Source organism: Marinilactibacillus sp. XAAS-LB27, assembly GCF_036039175.1.
GTDB lineage: Bacteria > Bacillota > Bacilli > Lactobacillales > Carnobacteriaceae_A > Marinilactibacillus.
Genome location: NZ_JAYXKP010000011.1, coordinates 16349 through 37807 on the forward strand (window position 1 = coordinate 16349; position 21459 = coordinate 37807).

The following is a 21459-nucleotide window of genomic DNA, read 5'->3' on the forward strand; positions in this document are numbered from 1 at the left end:
TAAATATTTTACTTATCCTTAAAATCAGTTAAGGTTTTAGCTGATAAAAATAATAATTTCCTCAGCTAACCGTAATTATTGTAACGCGTTCACCATAGCTTTGTTAAAAGCAGGTAAATCTTCAGGCGTACGACTTGAAATTAAACCAGAATCATCAATGACAACTTCTTCATCACGGAAGTTTGCACCGGCATTTTTAAGGTCAATCGCTACTTGAGATACTGAAGTAATGTCTTTCCCTTTTACAACTTCAGCATTGATTAATAATTGTGGTCCGTGACAGATTGAGAAAATCGGTTTTTTATTTTCAGAGAATGCACGTGTGAAGTTCAAGAAACGCTCATCTTTACGTAGTTGATCAGGTGAAAACCCACCAGGTATGAGTAGTGCGTCAAAATCTTCTGGTGAAACATCGTCAATACTTTTGTCGATTATAACAGAAGCTTTCCCTTTTTTACCTTCAACTGTCTCGCCAGCTTCAAAGCCAATCGTTACAATTTCGTGGCCTGCTTTCTCAAGTTCTTCTTTTGGTGAAGTGAATTCTACATCTTCAAATAATTTTGTCATAACCGTTGCTACTTTTTTACCCATGTCTAAATTCCTCCTATTATTTTTTCTACACTTAGTGTATCGCGCACATAGAATGGGTGCAAATCTAATGCTTATAACAGTTGCTGTTTCTCATGGTATTATCTCACCGATAAGATATGTTATGATGAATGAAGATACAAAGTATGACGAGTCTGAAACCAATAGGATGGAGTGAACAGAGATGAATATTGCATTAATTGCTCACGATAAAAAGAAAGAAGACATCATTAAACTGGCAACGGCCTACAAGGCAATATTAGAAAAACATACTTTACTTGCGACAGGAACAACGGGCACACGCATTATAGAAGAAACAGGTTTGGATGTTCATCGATTCAAATCAGGTCCGCTAGGTGGGGACCAACAAATTGGTGCCTACATATCAGACAATAAAATGGATCTTGTGATTTTCATAAGAGACCCACTAACAGCACAAGCACACGAACCAGATATCTCTGCTTTACTAAGGTTGAGTGACGTATATGAAATTCCGCTAGCCACCAACGTAGGTTCAGCAGAAATTTTACTCAGAGGGCTCGATGCAGACTTTTACCAGTGGAGAGATTTTTTCAGAGGTAAAGGTAGAGAAGATTTACCGATCTAAAATGAACGACTAGGTGCACGTGGAAGAAAGGGTATAAAATGAGTTTACTAATTATAATAGGTCTTGCGTTAATCGTATATGGTGGTATTTCTCTGAAACATCCAAAGCAACTCAAGAGAAATCAACAACCAGTCAATAAAAAACAAGATAAATACTGGTTATGGTATAACAGCGTTTATGTACTCGGAAGTGTCGTATCTTTGATTGTTGGGTTGCTACTAGTACTTGCGGGAATCGTTTTTTACAGATAAATCATTCAATTAAATAATAGAGAGAATATAAAAAAACGAGTTATTATATACAACTATAATAACTCGACTTTTTAATTTATAATAATGAATGACGCTAGTTTCAGTAGGGAAAGGATGCTATCGATCTTTTAATCTGCTGCCGCCTCTTGGTGTGAATGAGAAGTATTTGAAACACCATAATGCACTCAAGCCAATGACGATATAGACAATACGCGTTCCCCATTCTTCTGGGCTACCGAAGACAAGCTCTACGGCATTGAAACCAATTAATCCAATCAGTAGCAAATGAATGCCTCCGAGTATCAGGATGCCTAATGCAATTCTATCTAATATTTTCAAGGTATAGCCTCCTTTTATACGAACTAACTATATTTTACGAAATATACTGGATAATGTCGATAAATAAATAGAAGTTACTTTGCAATTATACCGCTTAAATATAAAAAAAGTAAATAGAGAGACTGCTTGGATTTGTGATTAAAGTTCGTCTATCGTTGTGTTATAATCGGATTACATAAGAAAATAGCAGTTAAAAAATATTAAAACGAATAAAATGAAGGCTTAAGGTTTTATTCGTTCGTAAAAACGGAGGATAACTTTTGAATACAGACATTGAAATCGCACAAGCCTCAAAAATGAGACCTATTGAATCTATCGCTCAAAAGTTAGGGATTGAACAAAAAAATCTTGAACAATATGGACCTTACAAAGCTAAAATCACTTTGTCTGGAGAAAGTATTGAATCCAAGCAAAAAGGCAAGCTCATTCTAGTTACGGCAATCAACCCAACGCCAGCAGGAGAAGGGAAAACGACTACTTCTGTCGGACTTGGAGATGCATTACAGAAGATTGGCAAAAAAGCGGCCATTGCACTGCGTGAACCTTCCTTAGGTCCAGTATTTGGATTGAAAGGAGGCGCCGCTGGTGGCGGATACGCTCAAGTGATTCCGATGGAAGACTTGAATCTTCACTTCACAGGAGATATTCATGCGATTGGAGCAGCCAACAACCTAGTTGCAGCTATGGTCGACAATCACATTTACCAAGGAAATGAACTGGAAATAGACCCAAGGCGTGTAACTTGGAGAAGAGCGATTGATATGAATGATAGACAGCTTCGGTCACTAATTAGTGGTATCGGTGCACGCTCTAACGGTATGCCAAGAGAAGATGGGTTTGATATTACTGTTGCTTCGGAAATTATGGCAGTACTCTGCTTATCTACTTCTATTGATGAACTGAAAGCAAAGTTAAAGAACTGTATAGTTGGATATACTTATGACAACCGTCCTGTTACAGTCGGTCAACTAGGTGTAGAAGGAGCAGCTGCTGCGCTATTGAAAGATGCCTTGAAACCGAATCTTGTGCAAACGTTGGAGCAGACACCCGTGTTTGTTCACGGTGGACCTTTTGCGAATATCGCACACGGTTGCAATAGCTTACTGGCAACAAAAATGGCTTTAGCGCATGCAGATTATGTCGTTACAGAAGCTGGGTTTGGAGCGGACTTAGGTGCAGAGAAATTTTTGGATATTAAATGTCGTATGGGCGGACTCGAGCCAGATGCAGTCGTCATTGTTGCAACCATCAGAGCGCTTAAAATGCACGGGGGCGTTCAAAAAAGCCAACTAGATGGAGAAAATATTGAAGCATTAAAAGCGGGTTTACCAAACTTATTGAAGCATGTCGAAAATATTCAGGTTGTATTCGGATTGAATGCAGTCGTCGCTATCAATACCTTTCCGCAAGACACAACAGCTGAACTGGAAGTGCTAAAAGAGGCTTGTTTAGCACACGGTGTTCAAGTTGTTCAGTCTGATGTCTGGGCTGAAGGTGGCAGCGGAGGAACAGAGCTAGCGAAACAAGTCGTTGAGATCTGTGATCAGCCATCCAAATTAACATTCGCTTACGAGTTAGAAGATTCCATTGAAGAAAAAATCGAGAAAATCGTTCAAAAAGTCTATGGTGGATCAGGAACAGAATGGACTACAATTGCTAAAAAGACTGCAGAAAAACTCACCGCACTCGGTTACGGAAACCTGCCTATTTGTATGGCTAAAACGCAGTATTCTTTGTCTGATCAAGCAGAAAAATTAGGTAGACCAAAAGGTTTCAGTGTAAATATTAGAGCGCTATCGATTTCTGCAGGAGCTGGCTTTATCGTTGTCTTAACTGGCAACATCATGCGTATGCCAGGACTCCCTAAAAAACCAGCTGCTGAACAAGTGGATATTACATCTGAAGGAAAGATAACCGGATTATTCTAGAAGAAAGAAGGACAATCGAGATGACAGAACAGTCAATATCTGATTACTTGAATCAGCTGCAGTCGGAAAATGGCTTGCCAGGAGGTGGGAGTGCTACTGCGCTAGTAGGTGCAATGAGTGCCGCGCTCGTTCACATGGTCTCAGAAATTCAACAAGATAAAAAAACTTTGAAGGACTCAAGGCAGGAAGTCATAACCATTCTTAAAGAAGCCGAAGAAGTTAAAGAGCACTTTGAGAAACTCAAAGACCAGGATGCTATTGCTTTTGAGCCTGTTTCTAAAGCATATAAGCTGCCCAAAGATACAGAAGAACAAAAAAGTAGTCGTCAGAAAGCAATCGAAAAAGGGCTTCATAGTGCTGTACAGCCGCCTTTAAGCATGATGAAAACGACATTGAAACTGATTGAGTTGTATGAACGGCTCGCTCGCTTGCCAATCAAAGGATCTATTGTAAATGATATTGCTGTAGGTGTATTGTTTGCCAGAACGACACTGCAATCTTCTCATTTGAATGTCCTTGTAAATACAAACTTTATGAAAGATGAACAAACAAAAAAAGAGCTAGAGGGATTAGGGAATACATATCTTGTCCAAGGTGAAGAAAAAGCAGACCAGATATACGCAGATTCAAAATACTATTTGATGCACAAAAAGTGGCCATCGATGGATGTAAGAGGAGTGCAGTAACATATGGTAAACGTATTAAAAGGAAAGCCAGTAGCAGAAAAAATCAGCCAGCAAGCTAAACTTGTTGTAGATGAATTGAAATCAGTCGACTGTCAGCCTACACTAGCGATTGTCAGAATCGGAGAAGAAGCTTCTTCCATTTCTTATGAAACAGCCGCGATCAAAACCATGAATCAAGTTGGGATTGAAGTCTCATCAGTTGTTTTTTCAGAAGAAACAGCACCTGGAAAAATCCTTTCAACCATTGATGATCTCAATGAGGACCGCGAAATTCATGGAATTCTTATTATGCAACCACTTCCTGATGGGTTGTCGAGAAATGATATTGCACTGAGAGTCGACCCTGAAAAAGATATTGATGGATTAACCCCGAGTAATCTTGGGAAATTAGTCGAAAATGATCGGACTGGATTATGGCCAAGCACACCTAAAGCAGTGATGGAACTACTAGATTATTATGGCATTGATTTAGTTGGCGCAGACGTTTGTGTCATCGGAAGTAGCCCGGTAGTCGGGAAACCCTTATCTATCTTATTATTAAACGAAGAAGCGACAGTAGCCAACTGTCACGTCAAAACGAAAAACTTGAAAAACTACACCCAACAAGCGGATATTGTGATATCTGCTACAGGAGTAGCTCATTTGGTGACGCCAGAGCACATTAAAGAAGGTGCAGTGGTTATTGACGTCGGATATGGACACGTGGATGGAAAACCATGCGGAGATGTCCAGTACGATGAAGTTATGGGGAAAGCAAGTGCCATTACGCCTGTTCCAGGTGGGATCGGTACAATCACTACAGCCATTCTTGCTGAACAAGTCGTTAAAGCAGCGTGGTCGTTACAAGTAGAACAAAAGCATTAAAAGGAGTGCAGGCAGTTGGAGAAAGTAGCCATTCGTAAGCAAGTGATTGAAACATTGACATCTTTGACTTCAGAAGAAAAAAGAAGAATAGAAGCAAGCTTCTACGAGGTGCTTTTTAGTTCGCCGATTTGGAAAAATGCACAAAGTATTGGTGTAACCCTTTCAAACGGCTTTGAATGGAACACTGAACCCATTATCAGACAAGCCTGGCTAGAAGGGAAAAAAGTGGGTGTACCAAAGTCAATTCACGCTACACGAGAACTTCACTTCTACCAGATCGAACAGTTCAATCAGGTGAAATCTGGTTACTTTGGAATCCGAGAGCCGATTCCCGAACAGACGACACGGTTAGATTCTAATGAAATTGATTTGATGATTGTTCCAGGAGTTGTTTATACGGAAACAGGATACAGAATAGGTTTTGGTGGTGGTTACTATGATCGACTACTAACAGATTATCCTCATGCAACTGTATCGCTTGTGCATTTCAATCAACTTGTAAAAGAAATTCCTATTGAAAATCATGATATTCCTGTAAAATACATGATTACCTTAAAAGACACACCAGAGAGCAAAAATCATGCTATAATAAAGTCGATTCAAAAATAAACGATTCTACGCAAAAATTAGAATACAAAAGAGTAAGAGATGAGCGTTAAGTGCTGAGTGGATGGGATGTCGCCCTCAGACGAAAAAACGATTGAGTTTTGCGACTCCTCTCTGCATCCGCTTTAAAGCTCTATGGTTTTTTAGCGAGGACTCTTTAATTGGCTTCTGTCTAATGAAATATAGACGGAAGTTGTATCCTGTTCATGCGGTACAAAATTCAAATTAAAGGAGATCTTCGAATCATGCATAATCAAAATAAGACAATTTATGGTAAGAATGGAAAACAATCAAACTGGAAAATTGGGACGATAGGACTAGCGATTGTAGGCGTATTAATTGCTATGAACTTGGTACTTAGTCGAGTAGGCATTACTACACCGGTCATTAGAGTCACTTTTGCGTTCTTGCCTATCGCGCTTATTGGGATTTTATTTGGTCCTTTTGTGGCTGGAATCTCAGCAGCTCTAGCAGATTTACTAGCCTTTGTACTCTTAGGAGGCGCAGGTACGTTGTTTCCAGGATTCACTCTATCTGCACTGCTAACAGGCGTTGCTTATGGCCTATTTCTGCATAGAAAAGATATTCGACTACGAAACATCATAGCGGTCGAAGTAGTCATTGCCTTGTTTATACACATTGTGCTCAATACGACATGGGTATTCATCCTAACAGGTAATCCACTGGCAGTTATTCTGCCTCCTAGACTGATTCAAAATGCTGTGACACTTGTTGTCCGTGTTCTCGCAATCTGGTTTTTGACGAACAACAAACAATTGAGAGCTGTTTATCGAAAATATTCAACAGCTAAAAAATAGAATGATCCGTTTTTAAAAAAGTTTTTATAAGGCGTCAAAGCATATTCAATTGCTTCTGACCAACTTATAAAGACTTTTTTATTGAGTTATTTTTGAATACCGGAACGGTGTCCGCCCAAAAGTTTCGATCTTTGTAGGGCCATACCACCTTGAACCAAGCTACTGGCATGGAGAAGAGAAGTGTACCCATGTTTCTGGCGAATATGATCGATTGTCTTATCTAATTCTTCCCGGTCAATTAATTGTTGTGTTTCTTCAAATAAGTTTAATTGTAATGACTGTTTTGGTCTGATCTTGCCAAAACTAACGTTTATAACGCGTACCGGTTTATAAGTATAATGACGCTCAAATAACAGAAGTAAAGAATGAATCAGATCTTTTGAGGAATCTGTTGCTTCAATGATCATCTGATGATTAAATCCTCTATCTTCAATATGTTTTGAATAGCCTAAACTAAGTTTAACCACACTAGTAGTGACAGAATGTCTACGCAGACGCATAGCATTTTCTTCCGTCATCTCTCTGATGACGATTTCTACTTCGTGCTTATCTGTATAATCGCGATTTAATATCTGATTTTTACTAAAAGAAGTTGATCGAGGAGTGAACGTTTCGGAAAACTGTGTCCGATCAATTCCATGAGCATGATAGAAAAGTTGTTCTCCAATCACACCAATTTTTTTCTTTAGTTTATGCACATCGAACTGAGAGAGTTCATAAATGGAGGAAATGCCCATACGTAGTAAACGCGCTTCGGTTCTAGATCCAATCCCCCAGAAGTCAGCCATAGGATGTATATTCCATACGGTATCTTCGACCAGTTCATAACGCCAGTCAGCTATGAAGTTCTTCTGTCGACTATTTTTTGCTTCATGATCCAGTGCAAGCTTTGCTAAAAGAGGATTATCCCCGATCCCAACGGTGACAACCAAATTCATTTTTTTCCAGATTAAGTATTGAATCTTCTTAGCAATTTCTTCTGCAGAACCAAAAAGCTGACGAGAATGCGTCACATCTAGAAAAGATTCATCGATACTATAGACCATTAAATCTGTACCGGAAACGAACTGTTTGAAGATTTTCAGAATCTCGATGTTTTTTTCGAGATAGAGAGCCATTCTCGGTTCGACAATCTGAATTTTTGATCGTTTAGGGATATCGTATATGCGAGAACCTGTTCTGATTCCGTAAGTTTGTTTTACCATAGGAGAAGCAGCTAAAACGAGACCACCGTTATTTTCTGGCTTACTGACCACAGCAATATAGGCTTCGAGTGGATGTAAATGGCGGTCTACAGCCTCAACCGAAGCGAAAAAAGACTTTACATCAATGCATAAAATCTGTCGCCGGGGCTCGTGTGTGTAATTCATTCGCTGTACCATAAGGGTATCTCCTTAAGAATATATGTTTGGTTTAATTATAAGAACATGTATTCCCGTAGTCAAGAAAAACTCATTAGATATAAAAAAAACTCAGGCATTAAATGCCTGAGTCTTACTGGTTTTAATAGATTATTTTCCTTCTACATAAGGGACGGCACTAACTTTAACATCAATATTACCCATTGTTGCTTTTGAATAAGGGCAGTAGTGGTGTGCCTTGTTCGCAAGATCTTCTACTTTAGAATCACTTAAATCTTCGATACCAACTTCGATTTCTACGCTTAACTTGAATCCGCCATCGCTTGGATCTTTTAATAAATGAACCGTTAAGGTTACTTGAGATTTATTTTTAATTTTTTCTTCTTTTTTGTAGTGGTCTAGTGCAGCGTGGTAACAAGCACTGTATCCTAAAGCGAATAATTGCTCAGGATTTGTTCCGTTACCTGATCCACCCATTTCTTTCGGTGTATCTACGTTTACCTCATAAGAACGATCTGGAGTATGACTTTCTCCATTACGCGCACCTGTGTTTACTGATGCAGTTGTGTATACTGGTTTGTCTGCCATGTTCATTATCTCTCCTTTATCATTTGTCTAAACAAAGTATAACACTCATCATTTTTAGGGTGAAATCATATGGGTTTTAAAATTAAAATTCCTGAGTTACTTATTTTAAAGAATCATGACGGAGAAGTTGAAAAAAGACTGGAAGAGCCGGTCTTATCTGGCTTCCAGTCTTCAAAAAAATTATAATGCGAAATCGCGGATGGCCTTAGCCACACCATTTTCAGCGTTAGAAGTTGTAAATGCATCAGCTACGTCTTTGACAGCGTCTTTAGCATTACCCATTGCGACACCTGTTCCGGCGTATTCGATCATGTGAACATCGTTTCCGCCATCGCCGATAGACATAACGCGCTCACGTGGGATGTTCAAGCTGTTTGCAAGATCTTCTAAAGCAATCCCTTTATTCGCTTTTTTGTTCAAAAACTCCAAGAAGAAGGGTTCACTACGTAAAATTGTATATTGTTCCCAAAGTTCTTTAGGAAGTTGTTTAATGGCTGCTTCTAGCAAAGCTTCATCGTCGATCATCATCATTTTATTGTAAGGCGTAGTAGTATTCATATCCTCAGGAGCACTATAAAACAAGGGAACTTGGTTGATATGAGATTCTAGTACAGAGTATTTTCCGATATCTTTGTTAGGTGTATAGATTCCACTATTTCGGATGGCATGGAAGTGAACCTTTGCTTCTCTAGCCGCTTTTTCCAATACAACATAATCTTGATGATCCATCGTATGTTGAGAAACAATTTCTTCTGTATCGGATTTTTGAACAAGTGCGCCGTTATAAGTAATCACGTAATCTCCAGAATTTCTAAGATCTAGTTCTTCCAGATAAGCCGTTACACCAGGATAAGGACGGCCAGTACATAAAACAATTTTGATTCCAGCTGATTTCGCTTCATGAATGGCTTTTTTCACTTCATCTGTTACTTTGCGGTCCGGGTTTAATAAAGTACCATCCATATCAATAGCAATTAAATCTTTTTTCATGCGTCAATCATTCTCCACTTCTGTTTTTATTCGGATCAATAATCCGGTCGTTCAAAATATATTTTTGAAATTCATCATAGTCTTCTTGGAACATACTGACTGCTTTATTGGGTAAGTTGTTCTCCAGGAACTCTTTTGGCACAAATAATCTGTGGTCACCATGCAGGTTACCGCTCAGAGAACGAACGATAGGGCTTGCTTCACTGAGTTCAACCAGTGTTCCATCTGCTTGCATAAGGTGAATCGGTGTTTTACTTTTAAGCTTATAATCATAAGGCAAATCTGAGCTACTGTTAGTTCGTGTGAAAATGTCTTTGTCGTATTTTAGATTTCCTACAATGTCTCTTAATTCTTCAACAAGATAGTCATCTTTTCCTTTTTCGTAAGACAAGGACTTAAAGGGTTGTCTATTCAAAAACATTTTAGACAAAGCACTCAAATAAGCATCTTCACTAGTCGTCCAAAGGTTAATAGCCGTCTGAAGAACACCGTCATCCAGTTTAAGATAGTCATCTAGTGAGTACGTATCTTTGAAGAATGGATCTAGTAAAGGGAATTGCGGATAAAGTGCTCCTTCTTCGTATAACTGTTTTGCACGATATAACAAGCGATCAAGTGTTACTTCCATCCCTCTAGAAGCGGGGTGGAAGTAAACCTGCATATACATTTGAAAACGACTCACAACGTAATCTTCTACAGCGTGCATACCTTGATACTGAAAAGCGATCCCATCTTTATAGGGGCGAATCACTCTTAAGATACGAGATAAATCGAAAGCGCCATAAGTCGCCCCTGTGAAAAAGGCGTCGCGTTGAAGATAATCCATTCTATCCGCATCAATCTGACTTGAAATCAATTGAACGACTTGAGGATTTTTATGTTCTTTTGTGATCACACTTGCGACTTGATTGGGAAAATCAGGTGATACGCGTCTGAGCACATCGTGAATTTCAGTGCCTTCTGATAAAATAATATCAGTTGTAAACTCTTCATGATCCGTATCAAATATTTTTTCGAAAGTATGAGAGAACGGTCCATGTCCGAGATCGTGCAGTAAAGCGGCACAAAGCGTAACTAAGCGCATATCTGGATCCCACTCTTCTGGATAATTCCGTTCAAACATATCAACAATTTTTCTTGTGATTTCATACACACCAAGTGAATGAGAAAAACGGGAATGTTCCGCTCCGTGAAAAGTGAATTGAGCAGTACCTAACTGCTTGATTCGTCGAAGACGTTGAAATTCCTTTGTATCGATCAGGTCTAGCAAGATGCGGTGTCTTACATGAATATAATCATGGACAGGATCTTTAAAAACCTTTTCGAAAGGCAATCGATCCATGCGTTCGAATTTATCTGCGCTCATAATGTTTTGCCAACCTTTTAGAAAGCTCTATCTAGAGACTAGTTAGACTGTCTGGTTTAGCAAAGGCTCCTCTCTATCAGTCAAAGTGATCGGTGAGTATTGATTGATCACAGGACTTTTTCATTTCTTTTCTTCATTTTTTCCATACCTTCGAGGTAGTTTTTTTCAATTTCTTTGTCATATTGGCCCAAACTTAGTTGTGTTGTTAGTTTCTGTAAGGTCATAGTTACGCTTTGTTTTACTTGAACAAGAGAAAAAGGGATTTTAAAAACTTCTTCTAAAGTCGTCATCGAGGACGGTCTTACATTCGGGAATGTCCATTTTGTTTCAGTACCGGACAGTCCTTTTTCATAAAACGTGCGAATAAGATTCCCGCGTGCACCCTGATCTCCAGTAACACTGATGTAAATCATGATGGCGATACCGCCTTTGATTCGGCGCTGGGAAATACCGGCAATTTTTCTGCCATCAATACTCAAATCATAGTCTCCAGGACAATAAGAATCGGGTATTTCAATCGCATCGATAGATTTCCCGTAAGACTTGAAAGTTTGTTCAATTAAATAATGCATCCGCTGATACCCTTCCGTGATGGTCAGGCGCGTGTCTCCTTCTGGAAAAATCAAGGAGATATTCAAAATGCCGGGATCACTGACGACAGCCAAACCGCCAGAATTTCTAACCACATAATCGTATTCAGCTTCTTTTAAAATGGTCAGTGCTGTATCTAAGTAAGGTAGTTTTGTATCCATCATTCCCAAGATAACAAGCGGTTCTGTTGACCAGAAGTGTAGTACGGGTTGTTCTAACCGCACAGCATAATCAATAAACGCATCGGTCAGCGCAAAAGGAGATGCAGGAGTTCGTTCAAAAGGAGAAGATTCTGAATCAAATAAGAGATAAGGTTTTTCATTAGGAATAGAAAGTTCAGTTAATGGAGTCATGTAGAATCCTCCTTTAAGTGTAATAATATTTATGAATACAGTATAACAAAGATTGTTTTTTTTTCCTATAAAGCGATAAAGAAAAGGAAGTGTGAGACGTTAATCTGATTTTGTGATAAACTGAAAAATATAGAATGAGTCATTTATTGCCTAATGGATTAAATGATGAAAGGAGAATGGATTGTGCCTTCAAAAGAATTAACGAACGGAATGCCTGCAGAAATCTTTATGGAAAGTTCCTACGTACAAAACGGGGAAACACACCATCATGTTTTTGAGGAAAAAGGCCGAGTGATTTATATAAACAATAGCTATTATATTAGATATGAAGAAAAGATCGATGGAGAATCAGTAGTCCCTGTTACCGTGAAAATCAACCCAAACGGAACGGTTAATCTGATCCGACGAGGAGAATACATGACGCGTCTTACATTCAGTAGTGAAGAAATAACAGAGACGCAATACAAGACTGCTGCTGGCATCATGCCGATTCGAGTAGAGACACAAGACTTGAAGATCAGCTACTATGATCGCCCATTTGCTGGTAGAGTTTCTGCAGATTATGTTCTTTATTTCAATGAAGAACAACTAGGTTCTTATCAAATTAGATTGCGTTTTACAACGTGATAAGGTAGTATAAACTGGATGCCGTAAAGGGTTGTACTTGAACGAGCTGAAAAACGGTAGTCGAAAAGATAGATGTACCTTACAGATAAGTAAAAAATGAGCATAGACAAGAAAGGTCGTGTGGGTTTGGAACTCAAACAATTCGATGGACAATTAAAAAATGAATTAGCAATGGTAGACGTAGCGCATGCTATTTTGGAACAGACTGGGCAAGTAACAAATTACAACGATTTACTCGTACAAGTTGCAGAATATTTAAACATCGATGACAATGAACTGGAAGCAGAAATGATTCAGTTCTATACTGATTTGAATATCGATGGTCGTTTCATTTCTTTAGGTTCTAACCGCTGGGGACTTCGTGGATGGTTTGCAATCGATTCAATCGATGAAGAAATCACACACGACAACGACGAAGAAGATGAAAAACCACGTCGTAGAAATCGTAAAGGCTTTGATGATGAAATCGAAGTGTTCGAAGACGATGAGGTTGAAGAAGAAGACGATGTAGTCGAATTTGGTGACCGTGTAGCAGTTGATGAACACGGCGTTATGGTAGACGACGAAGATGAAGAAGATCTTGGCGAATACAAAGCAGACTTGGAAGACCTTGGCGATGATGATGAAGAAGAAGAAGATGAAAATATTGCAGGTCTTTCTGTTGTTGACGACGAAGACGTTTTAGGCGATGACGACGAAGAAGAGTAACGATTGAATGTAAAAGACTAATCTGTTCAGTATGTTAGGAGGGTAAAAAAACTCTTGACGAACACGTATGGAGTCTATATTATATTTATTGGGCACCCTAAGAGGCAGTCTGCAAACTTTTACTAAAAAGTGAGTAGAAAGTTTTGATTGGGCAGAGCGGAATACAATAGATATCAAGCTCCCTATTCTTATATAGAATGGGGAGCTTTCTCTTTTTTAGAGGAATAATTGTAGGAAACAGGGAACAACTTTTTACAAGGTTAAGCTTTACTGCACTGAACTTTCCCGAACAGATCATACAGGAGGATTTTTAATGACAAAATATATTTTTGTAACAGGCGGCGTAGTTTCTTCAATTGGTAAAGGGATCGCAGCAGCATCTTTAGGAAGACTATTGAAAAACAGAGGACTTAAAGTAACGATTCAGAAATTCGATCCGTATATCAATGTGGATCCAGGAACAATGAGCCCGTATCAGCATGGAGAAGTTTTTGTAACAGATGATGGAGCAGAAACGGATTTAGACTTAGGTCACTACGAGCGTTTCATCGATATCAATCTAAATCAGTACTCAAACGTCACAACTGGTAAAGTCTATTCAGAAGTTCTAAACAAAGAAAGACGTGGAGATTACCTTGGAGCAACTGTTCAGGTCATCCCGCACATCACAAATGAAATCAAACAAAAAATTATGCGTGCTGCGCAAACAACAGACTCAGATATCATCATTACAGAAGTAGGCGGAACGGTTGGAGATATCGAATCTCTTCCATTCCTAGAAGCTTTGCGTCAAATGAAGAGCGAAGTGGGTTCGGACAACGTTATGTACATTCACACAACGTTGATTCCTTACTTGAAAGCAGCAGGAGAAATGAAAACTAAACCCACACAACACAGTGTAAAAGAGTTGCGTAGTTTAGGGATTCAACCAAACTTGCTAATTGTCAGAACAGAATATCCACTTGATCAGCATACAAAAGACAAGCTAGCCTTGTTTACGGATGTAGATTCTAAAGCCGTTATCGAATCACTAGATGTAGAAACACTCTATACCATTCCATTGAATCTTCAAAAACAACATATGGATCAAATCGTTGTAGATCATCTTAAATTAGATGTTCCAGAAGCGGACATGACTGAATGGAAGAAACTGGAAGAAAAAGTTCAGAATCTGAAACATACAACTCGTGTTGCAATCGTTGGTAAATATGTTGAGTTGCCGGATGCTTACTTGTCTGTAGTAGAAGCATTGAAACATGCAGGATACGCTGTTGATTCTGATATTGAAATCAAATGGGTGAATGCTGAGAAATTAGCACCTTCTGAATTGATGAGTCAATTAGAAGATGTAGATGGTATTTTAGTACCAGGTGGGTTTGGATCAAGAGGTCTCGAAGGGAAATTACTTGCCATTCAGCATGCTCGAGAAAACAAAATTCCTTACTTTGGTATTTGTTTAGGTATGCAACTAGCGACAATAGAATATGCACGTAATGTAGCTATGATTGAGGGTGCTGGTTCAGCAGAAGTAGATCCAACAATAGAGCATAACATCATCGATTTAATGCCTGATCAAAAAGATGTTGTAGAAATGGGTGGAACTTTAAGGTTAGGACTTTACCCATGTAAGTTAGAGAGAAACACGGTAACAGCAGCAGCTTACGGTAATCAAGAAGTTGTTCAAGAACGCCACAGACATCGCTATGAATTCAATAACGAATACAGAGAAATCCTAGAAGACAAAGGACTAGTATTCTCGGGTGTTTCTCCAGATAACCGTCTTGTTGAGATTATCGAAGTCCCAGATCATCCATTCTTTGTAGGTTGTCAGTTCCATCCTGAATTTATTTCTAGACCGGACAGACCACAACCATTGTTTGCAGCATTTGTAGAGAAATCTTTAGAGAATGCATTAAGTAAATAAATGGCGAAAAGATTAGAATAGAAGTAAGAGTCTAATCTAATTAAAAAAAGATAAAGTATTAAATATAAGATAATGGAAATCCCGTCTAAATCTCAATATTTAACTAGTTTTATTTGTGAATTTTGTTTATAATAAAATAGAAACCGATTATGAAAGCTCGGTTTAAAAGTGCGAAAATTTTAAGGAGGAACAAATACATGACTCGTTTAGTGAGTATGACAGAAATGTTGAACAAAGCCCTAGAAGGTAAATATGCTGTAGGCCAATTCAACATCAATAACTTAGAATGGATTCAAGCTATTCTAACAGCAGCTCAGGAAGAAAAATCTCCAGTAATCTTGGGAGTTTCTGAAGGAGCAGCGAAATATATGGGTGGATTCACTGTTGTAACTGCAATGGTTAACGCTTTGATGGAAGAAATGGACATCACTGTACCTGTAGCGGTTCACTTGGATCACGGTTCTTCATTAGAAACATGTACTGCAGCAATCAATGCTGGATTTTCTTCTGTAATGATCGATAATTCTAAATTCCCGATCACTGAAAATATCGAAGCAACTAAAAAAGTTGTAGAGTACGCTCATTCTAAAGGCGTTTCTGTAGAAGCTGAAGTTGGATCTGTAGGCGGAAACGAAGACGGCGTTATCGGTAACGTAACATATGCTGATGCACAAGAATGTAAACGTATGGTAACTGAAGCTGGAATCGATGCTTTAGCGGCTGCTCTAGGTTCAGTTCACGGAGACTACGTTGGCGAACCTCAACTAGGATTCGACGAAATGAAAGAAATTTCTGAGTTAACTGGTGCACCTTTAGTATTACACGGTGGATCTGGTATCCCAACTCACCAAATCAAAAAAGCAATCGAATATGGTCACACTAAAATTAACGTTAACACTGAATTACAACAAGTATGGACTAAACGTACGCGTGAAGTTCTAGCTAACAACGATAAAGTTTACGATCCACGTAAAGTTATCGGACCTGGTAAAGAAAACATTACAGCTACTACTAAAGCTAAAATGCAAGAATTCGGTTCTTCTAACCAAGGTTAATTAAACCTGATATTATTTAAATAAAACGACGTCTGAGTATTCAGGCGTCGTTTTACTGTTTTACATAGTGATGAATAGCGTGTTGCAAGACGATATCATTCTTGCATTTCATATTGTGTTACCAATCTTTATTGTATATACTTATCTGTGTTTGAAACTATGAAAAAGCAAAGGAAGATCCCTTTGAAAAACCAATCAACGAAAGACCTCATTCAAATTGCACTACTAACATCGACGCTTTCAGTCGCATCTGTATTCGTTATTCCAATCGGCCCTGTCCCTATAACCTTACAAGTATTCTTTTTTCTGTTAATTCCAGCTTTAATCGGTAGAATGAAAGGCGCCTTAACAATGAGCCTTTACATGTTACTAGGTTTAATTGGGTTTCCAGTATTCGCTGGTGGAACGGGCGGGTTTCAGAGTATACTGTCTCCAGCTTTTGGATATATTATTGGAGCCATTCTCGTTAGTCTGGTTGTAGGTAGATTGCACAAAAGAAGCGCATCAACGATTGAAATGCTTGGAACCATGTTTCTAGGGATTGTCGTACTTTATATTGTCGGCATGAGCTATCAGTATTTTATTATGAATCAAGTTCTCGAAACATCGATTTCTTGGCAGACAATCATTTTGACCAATGTCACAGCTTTTTTACCCATAGACATGATCAAAGCCTTTACAGCAGGACTAGTATACCAAAGGCTTGAAGCCGTATTGGTACGAACTGTCTAATAAACGTTTAACCTTAAAACAGATCCAGATAAGTACAACAAATAATTTTCTTAAAAGAGAGGCTTGTATAAGCAGTTATGAAAAAAATAATGATAAACGGTGGAAAAAAATTAACCGGCGAAGTAACCATTTCAGGCGCTAAAAATAGTGCAGTCGCTTTAATACCAGCAGCTATATTAGCAGATTCTCCCGTCACCTTAGAGGGCGTTCCAAATATTCAAGATGTGCATTCGTTAATTGAAATTTTAAATCAAATGAACGTAAAAACAGATTTTGACGGATCCACTCTCGTCATAGATCCTTCAGAGATGGTGTCTATTCCGATGCCAAGTGGTAAAATCAAAAGTCTACGTGCATCCTACTATTTCATGGGTGCACTACTGACTAAATTTGGCCAAGGTGTCGTTGGACTTCCAGGAGGTTGTTTCCTAGGACCACGTCCAATCGATCAGCATCTTAAAGGATTCCGCTCACTCGGAGCAACTGTTGAAAACGAACTAGGTGCCATGTACTTGAAAACAGACGAATCAGGCCTGACAGCTTCAAGAATCTATTTTGACGTCGTTTCAATCGGAGCAACGATCAATATCATGTTAGCTGCTGTAAAAGCAAAAGGTAGAACGATTATTGAAAATGCTGCTCGCGAACCTGAGATTATTGATGTAGCTACACTATTAAATAACATGGGTGCAAAAATTAGAGGTGCCGGAACAGATATCATCCGTATCGACGGTGTTGAAGAAATGCATGGATGCCGTCATACAGTGATTCCTGACCGTATCGAAGCGGGAACTTACTTGATTATGGCAGCAGCAGCTGGAAAAGATGTACTAGTGAAGAACGTAATTGTAGAACATATCGAAGGTTTGATTGCGAAAATGGATGAAATGGGAGTTCCGATGGAGATTGGAGAAGACTCCGTACGCGTTCTTGAACCGACAGAGAAACTGAAAGGTGTCTCAATTAAGACCTTACCATATCCTGGTTTCGCTACAGATCTTCAACAACCTTTTACACCTCTATTAATGATGGCTGAAGGGAATTCTACTATTGTAGATACCATTTATCCTAAGCGTGTCAAACACATCCCAGAATTGAACCGCATGGGTGCAGCAGCAAGAGTTACGAGCGATACAATATTGATCGAGGGGTCTTCTAGTTTAGAGGGCGCACAAGTTGAAGCAAGTGATTTAAGAGCAGGTGCTTGTTTGATGATAGCAGGACTGATCGCTGAAGGTGAGACGGAAATCACTGGTGTGGAGAACATCTTACGTGGATATTCGCACATTATTGAAAAAATGACAGCCCTAGGCGCTGACATTCGAATGGAAGAAGTAACGGTAACAGAATAGAGAAAAAATGGATTAAACGAATAGGGGAAGCAGTAGTGGCGAATATTTTAACATTTAACGATTTACAGCAGAAGACATTGAAGGAAATCTATGAGCTAGCTAAAAATCTCAAAATTCCGTATTACAGTCAAATGAATAAGAAAGAGTTATCTTTGGCGGTCATTCGTGTACAAGAAGAAAAGCAAGGTTACTTCCAGGTTTCTGGAGTGCTAGATAAAATCTATACTCAAGACTTCGGTTTTCTTCGACCAATCAATTATTCTCACAGTAATGAAGATATTTATATTTCTGCTTCTCAGATGACTCGTTTCGGATTAAGAAATGGAGATAAAATTACCGGTACAGCAAGACCACCAAAATCTGGAGAACGCTACTATGGCTTAATGAATGTTCGCCAAGTCAACGGAAAAAACCCGGAAGAAGCACGAGAAAGACCGCATTTTCCAGCGTTGACACCACTTTATCCCGACAGAAGAATCAACCTAGAATCAACTCCAAAAGAATTATCAGCACGTATGCTCGATCTGATTGCACCGATTGGTTTTGGCCAGCGTGGATTGATTGTAGCGCCACCTAAAGTAGGAAAGACTACGATACTCAAAGAGATTGCAAATGGGATCAAGCATAATCATCCAGAGGTGGAATTGATTGTACTTTTGATTGACGAACGCCCAGAAGAGGTTACGGATCTTGAGCGTAGTATTGACGGAGAAGTGGTACATTCAACGTTCGATCAACAGCCGCAGAATCACGTGAAAGTCAGTGAGCTTGTACTAGAACGTGCGCGCAGACTGGTGGAAGATAAACAAGATGTCGTCATATTAATGGACAGTATCACCAGATTGGCGCGTGCTTATAACTTGGTTGAACAACCAAGTGGTCGTACATTAAGTGGAGGGATTGATCCGGCTGCGCTTTATCGTCCTAAGCGATTTTTCGGTTCTGCTAGAAATGTAGAAGAAGGTGGTAGTCTAACAATCGTAGCTACTGCACTTGTAGATACAGGGAGCAGAATGGATGATGTAATCTATGAAGAATTTAAAGGTACCGGTAATATGGAATTGCACCTGTCAAGAGAGCTGGCAGAGAGAAGAATCTATCCGGCCATCGATATCAAGCGTTCAAGTACCCGAAAAGAAGATATGCTGCTGACGAAAGAACAATATGAAGCAGTCTATAAATTAAGACGTGGTATGAGGAACGACACGTACGACTATACGGATCAGTTTATCAAAACGTTAGGTAGATATAAGAAAAATGAAGAATTCGTTCAGAAAATGCTGACTCAGAAATAACCACTATTGAGAGCTTAATTATTTTATTTAAATCTACGAAAATGATTGCAACACTAATTTAATCATGCTATTATACTTAGTGTTGCATACAATCTAAAATTGGGTAAGAATGTCTGCTATTCTAGTCTAGACAGAAGAACCCTTTTTACGACAGAAGACAACTATGAGATCGCAGAGATTTTATGGCATAAGGAGTGAAAACACTATGAAAAAAGAAATCCATCCAACATATCATCAAGTCGTTTTTATGGACACTACTACAGGATTTAAATTCTTGTCTGGTTCTACAAAAGCATCTAACGAAACAGTAGAATGGGAAGACGGAAAAGAATATCCATTAATTCGTATGGAGATTACTTCTGACTCACATCCTTTCTATACTGGTCGTCAAAAATTTGCTCAAGCAGATGGACGTATCGACCGTTTCAACAAAAAATACGGTATGGACGAAGCATAAACTGTATTTCAAGAAAAGCTCTGGGCATCCAGGGCTTTTTTTATTTGGGTACGTTTTGGATACATAGAATAAAGGATTTGGATTTCAGGCGTTTTTACTAGAATATACACGTATTAAATGAATAGAAAAAGTTTAGTGAAGCAATCAACAGCTTTTATTAAATCTGCATAGTTTTAGTTGTTAAGCTAGAAGTTTGTTGCTAAAATACTGGTTAGGACACCTCACCAGTATTTGAGAAAATAGTGAAGAAGACTCAACACTAAAGGAGAAAACTCAGATGAATATATTTCTAGTTTATGGAGGGAAAAGTGCAGAGCACGATATTTCTATCTTATCGGCCTACTCTATCCTGAAAGAAATCTATTATAATTATTATAAAGTTACCCCAGTTTTTATTACTCGAGAAGGCAAGTGGTTGAGAGGCGAAGAAATAACCGATCCCAATCAACTGGAATCCAGTGAAGATCTAATAATCAAAGATACTGGAAATGAAATGCGATTCAATGAAATACCAAAAGAAAACTCAATCGTTTTCCCAGTCTTGCACGGACCAAATGGTGAAGACGGGACGGTTCAAGGGTTACTTGAAGTGCTAGAGATCCCTTATGTCGGTGCGGGTGTATTAGCAAGTGCTACGGGGATGGACAAAATCATTAGTAAGATTCTTTTTAAAGAAGCTGGATTACCAATCGTTCCTTATCACGAAATTAAAGTAAACGAATGGCGTATCCATCAAAATTTAGTGATAGAAGCAGTGGAAGCCAAACTGTCGTATCCAATGTTTATCAAACCATCCAATATGGGTTCAAGTGTGGGCATTACACAAGCAACCGATAGAGAAGAATTAGCGCAAGCAATTGCGAAAGCCTTCGAATATGACAGACGAGTGCTTGTAGAAAAAGGGATACAAGCCCGTGAAATAGAAGTTGCAGTGCTGGGAAATGAAGACGTTAATACTTCAGTGCCAGGGGAACTGGTGAAAGAGCAGCAGTTTTATGACTACGAATCTAAATATCTATCGAATGACGTCGTACCGCAAATACCTGCAGAACTACCTGAAGATATCACTAAAACACTCAGGGAGTATGCGGCAAAAGCGTTTATGGCAATTGATGGAAGTGGATTGACTAGAGTCGACTTTTTCCTGACGAACGACAATGAAATTTATATTAACGAAGTCAATACATTCCCAGGATTCACAGACTTCAGTATGTATCCTAGATTATGGGAAAATACAGGATTAGCTTACAAAGATTTAATTGAAGAATTGATCCAGTTAGGACTACGTCGCTTTAAAGCAAGACAAGGCCAAGCCTTAAAAGATCGTTAATAGCGAATCTACAGCATAAATGGGAGCGGTCGGCTGATTGCTC

At 38.9% G+C, this 21459-nt stretch carries 23 protein-coding genes and 1 riboswitch; of the genes, 16 read left to right on the forward strand and 7 right to left on the reverse strand.

Annotated features, from left to right (window positions below):
* Positions 1 to 75 precede the first annotated feature (75 nt).
* Entirely contained in the window at positions 76 to 591 is a 516-nt protein-coding gene (locus VXN63_RS11600; RefSeq protein ID WP_327758228.1) for a type 1 glutamine amidotransferase domain-containing protein, read from the reverse strand.
* A gap of 181 nt (positions 592 to 772) precedes the next feature.
* Here VXN63_RS11600 and mgsA point away from each other — a divergent pair, with 181 nt between their 5' ends.
* Positions 773 to 1195 (forward strand): methylglyoxal synthase, encoded by a 423-nt coding sequence (gene mgsA, locus VXN63_RS11605; protein WP_327758229.1) that lies wholly within the window; start codon positions 773 to 775, stop codon positions 1193 to 1195.
* 38 nt (positions 1196 to 1233) lie between these two features.
* A complete protein-coding gene (locus VXN63_RS11610; RefSeq protein WP_327758230.1) occupies positions 1234 to 1446 on the forward strand; it encodes a hypothetical protein in 213 nt (70 codons plus the stop codon).
* Positions 1447 to 1563: 117 nt separating this feature from the next.
* Here the strand turns inward: VXN63_RS11610 and VXN63_RS11615 are convergent, their stop codons facing one another.
* Entirely contained in the window at positions 1564 to 1785 is a 222-nt protein-coding gene (locus tag VXN63_RS11615) for a DUF378 domain-containing protein (RefSeq protein WP_327758231.1), read from the reverse strand.
* Positions 1786 to 2045: 260 nt separating this feature from the next.
* Here VXN63_RS11615 and VXN63_RS11620 point away from each other — a divergent pair, with 260 nt between their 5' ends.
* From VXN63_RS11620 to VXN63_RS11640, 5 genes are all read left to right on the forward strand, one after another.
* Complete coding sequence (locus VXN63_RS11620; protein WP_327758232.1) at positions 2046 to 3713, forward strand: formate--tetrahydrofolate ligase; 1668 nt, start codon at positions 2046 to 2048, stop codon at positions 3711 to 3713.
* 20 nt (positions 3714 to 3733) lie between these two features.
* The gene (locus VXN63_RS11625) at positions 3734 to 4399 is read left to right on the forward strand and encodes a cyclodeaminase/cyclohydrolase family protein (protein WP_327758233.1); all 666 of its coding nucleotides are present in this window, start codon (positions 3734 to 3736) and stop codon (positions 4397 to 4399) included.
* 3 nt (positions 4400 to 4402) lie between these two features.
* Positions 4403 to 5263 carry a bifunctional 5,10-methylenetetrahydrofolate dehydrogenase/5,10-methenyltetrahydrofolate cyclohydrolase gene (locus VXN63_RS11630; RefSeq protein WP_327758234.1) on the forward strand — a complete coding sequence of 287 codons (861 nt, stop codon included), beginning with the start codon at positions 4403 to 4405 and terminating at the stop codon, positions 5261 to 5263.
* 15 nt (positions 5264 to 5278) lie between these two features.
* Positions 5279 to 5872, forward strand: a complete 594-nt coding sequence (locus tag VXN63_RS11635; RefSeq protein ID WP_327758235.1) for a 5-formyltetrahydrofolate cyclo-ligase — start codon at positions 5279 to 5281, stop codon at positions 5870 to 5872.
* A gap of 26 nt (positions 5873 to 5898) precedes the next feature.
* Positions 5899 to 5997: riboswitch (THF riboswitch) on the forward strand.
* Positions 5998 to 6114: 117 nt separating this feature from the next.
* Positions 6115 to 6687 (forward strand): folate family ECF transporter S component, encoded by a 573-nt coding sequence (locus tag VXN63_RS11640; protein ID WP_327758236.1) that lies wholly within the window; start codon positions 6115 to 6117, stop codon positions 6685 to 6687.
* 86 nt (positions 6688 to 6773) lie between these two features.
* On the opposite strand, the gene VXN63_RS11645 is transcribed toward VXN63_RS11640, so the two are convergent.
* The 5 genes from VXN63_RS11645 to VXN63_RS11665 form a co-directional block, all read right to left on the reverse strand.
* Positions 6774 to 8069, reverse strand: a complete 1296-nt coding sequence (locus VXN63_RS11645) for a Y-family DNA polymerase (RefSeq protein ID WP_327758237.1) — start codon at positions 8067 to 8069, stop codon at positions 6774 to 6776.
* 129 nt (positions 8070 to 8198) lie between these two features.
* On the reverse strand, positions 8199 to 8636 hold the full coding sequence (locus VXN63_RS11650; RefSeq protein WP_327758238.1) for an organic hydroperoxide resistance protein: 438 nt from the start codon (positions 8634 to 8636) through the stop codon (positions 8199 to 8201).
* Between the two features lie 180 nt (positions 8637 to 8816).
* The gene (yidA, locus tag VXN63_RS11655) at positions 8817 to 9626 is read right to left on the reverse strand and encodes a sugar-phosphatase (protein WP_327758239.1); all 810 of its coding nucleotides are present in this window, start codon (positions 9624 to 9626) and stop codon (positions 8817 to 8819) included.
* Positions 9627 to 9633: 7 nt separating this feature from the next.
* The gene (locus VXN63_RS11660; RefSeq protein ID WP_327758240.1) at positions 9634 to 10992 is read right to left on the reverse strand and encodes an HD domain-containing protein; all 1359 of its coding nucleotides are present in this window, start codon (positions 10990 to 10992) and stop codon (positions 9634 to 9636) included.
* 107 nt (positions 10993 to 11099) lie between these two features.
* Positions 11100 to 11936: a lipoate--protein ligase family protein gene (locus tag VXN63_RS11665; RefSeq protein WP_327758241.1), complete on the reverse strand. Its 837-nt coding sequence runs from the start codon at positions 11934 to 11936 to the stop codon at positions 11100 to 11102.
* Positions 11937 to 12119: 183 nt separating this feature from the next.
* Here VXN63_RS11665 and VXN63_RS11670 point away from each other — a divergent pair, with 183 nt between their 5' ends.
* From VXN63_RS11670 to VXN63_RS11710, 9 genes are all read left to right on the forward strand, one after another.
* Positions 12120 to 12563, forward strand: a complete 444-nt coding sequence (locus tag VXN63_RS11670; protein ID WP_327758242.1) for a DUF1934 domain-containing protein — start codon at positions 12120 to 12122, stop codon at positions 12561 to 12563.
* Positions 12564 to 12689: 126 nt separating this feature from the next.
* Positions 12690 to 13271, forward strand: a complete 582-nt coding sequence (gene rpoE, locus VXN63_RS11675) for a DNA-directed RNA polymerase subunit delta (RefSeq protein ID WP_327758243.1) — start codon at positions 12690 to 12692, stop codon at positions 13269 to 13271.
* A 313-nt stretch (positions 13272 to 13584) separates the two neighbouring features.
* Entirely contained in the window at positions 13585 to 15195 is a 1611-nt protein-coding gene (locus tag VXN63_RS11680) for a CTP synthase (protein WP_327758244.1), read from the forward strand.
* A 197-nt stretch (positions 15196 to 15392) separates the two neighbouring features.
* Positions 15393 to 16250, forward strand: coding sequence for a class II fructose-1,6-bisphosphate aldolase (gene fba, locus VXN63_RS11685; protein ID WP_327758245.1), 858 nt, complete (start codon positions 15393 to 15395; stop codon positions 16248 to 16250).
* A 183-nt stretch (positions 16251 to 16433) separates the two neighbouring features.
* Positions 16434 to 16982, forward strand: coding sequence for a biotin transporter BioY (locus VXN63_RS11690; protein WP_327758246.1), 549 nt, complete (start codon positions 16434 to 16436; stop codon positions 16980 to 16982).
* 77 nt (positions 16983 to 17059) lie between these two features.
* Positions 17060 to 18334 (forward strand): UDP-N-acetylglucosamine 1-carboxyvinyltransferase, encoded by a 1275-nt coding sequence (locus VXN63_RS11695; RefSeq protein WP_327758247.1) that lies wholly within the window; start codon positions 17060 to 17062, stop codon positions 18332 to 18334.
* 35 nt (positions 18335 to 18369) lie between these two features.
* Positions 18370 to 19629 (forward strand): transcription termination factor Rho, encoded by a 1260-nt coding sequence (rho, locus tag VXN63_RS11700; RefSeq protein ID WP_327758248.1) that lies wholly within the window; start codon positions 18370 to 18372, stop codon positions 19627 to 19629.
* 205 nt (positions 19630 to 19834) lie between these two features.
* Positions 19835 to 20086, forward strand: a complete 252-nt coding sequence (locus VXN63_RS11705) for a type B 50S ribosomal protein L31 (RefSeq protein WP_208559605.1) — start codon at positions 19835 to 19837, stop codon at positions 20084 to 20086.
* A 277-nt stretch (positions 20087 to 20363) separates the two neighbouring features.
* Positions 20364 to 21416, forward strand: a complete 1053-nt coding sequence (locus tag VXN63_RS11710; protein WP_327758249.1) for a D-alanine--D-alanine ligase — start codon at positions 20364 to 20366, stop codon at positions 21414 to 21416.
* Positions 21417 to 21459 lie beyond the last annotated feature (43 nt).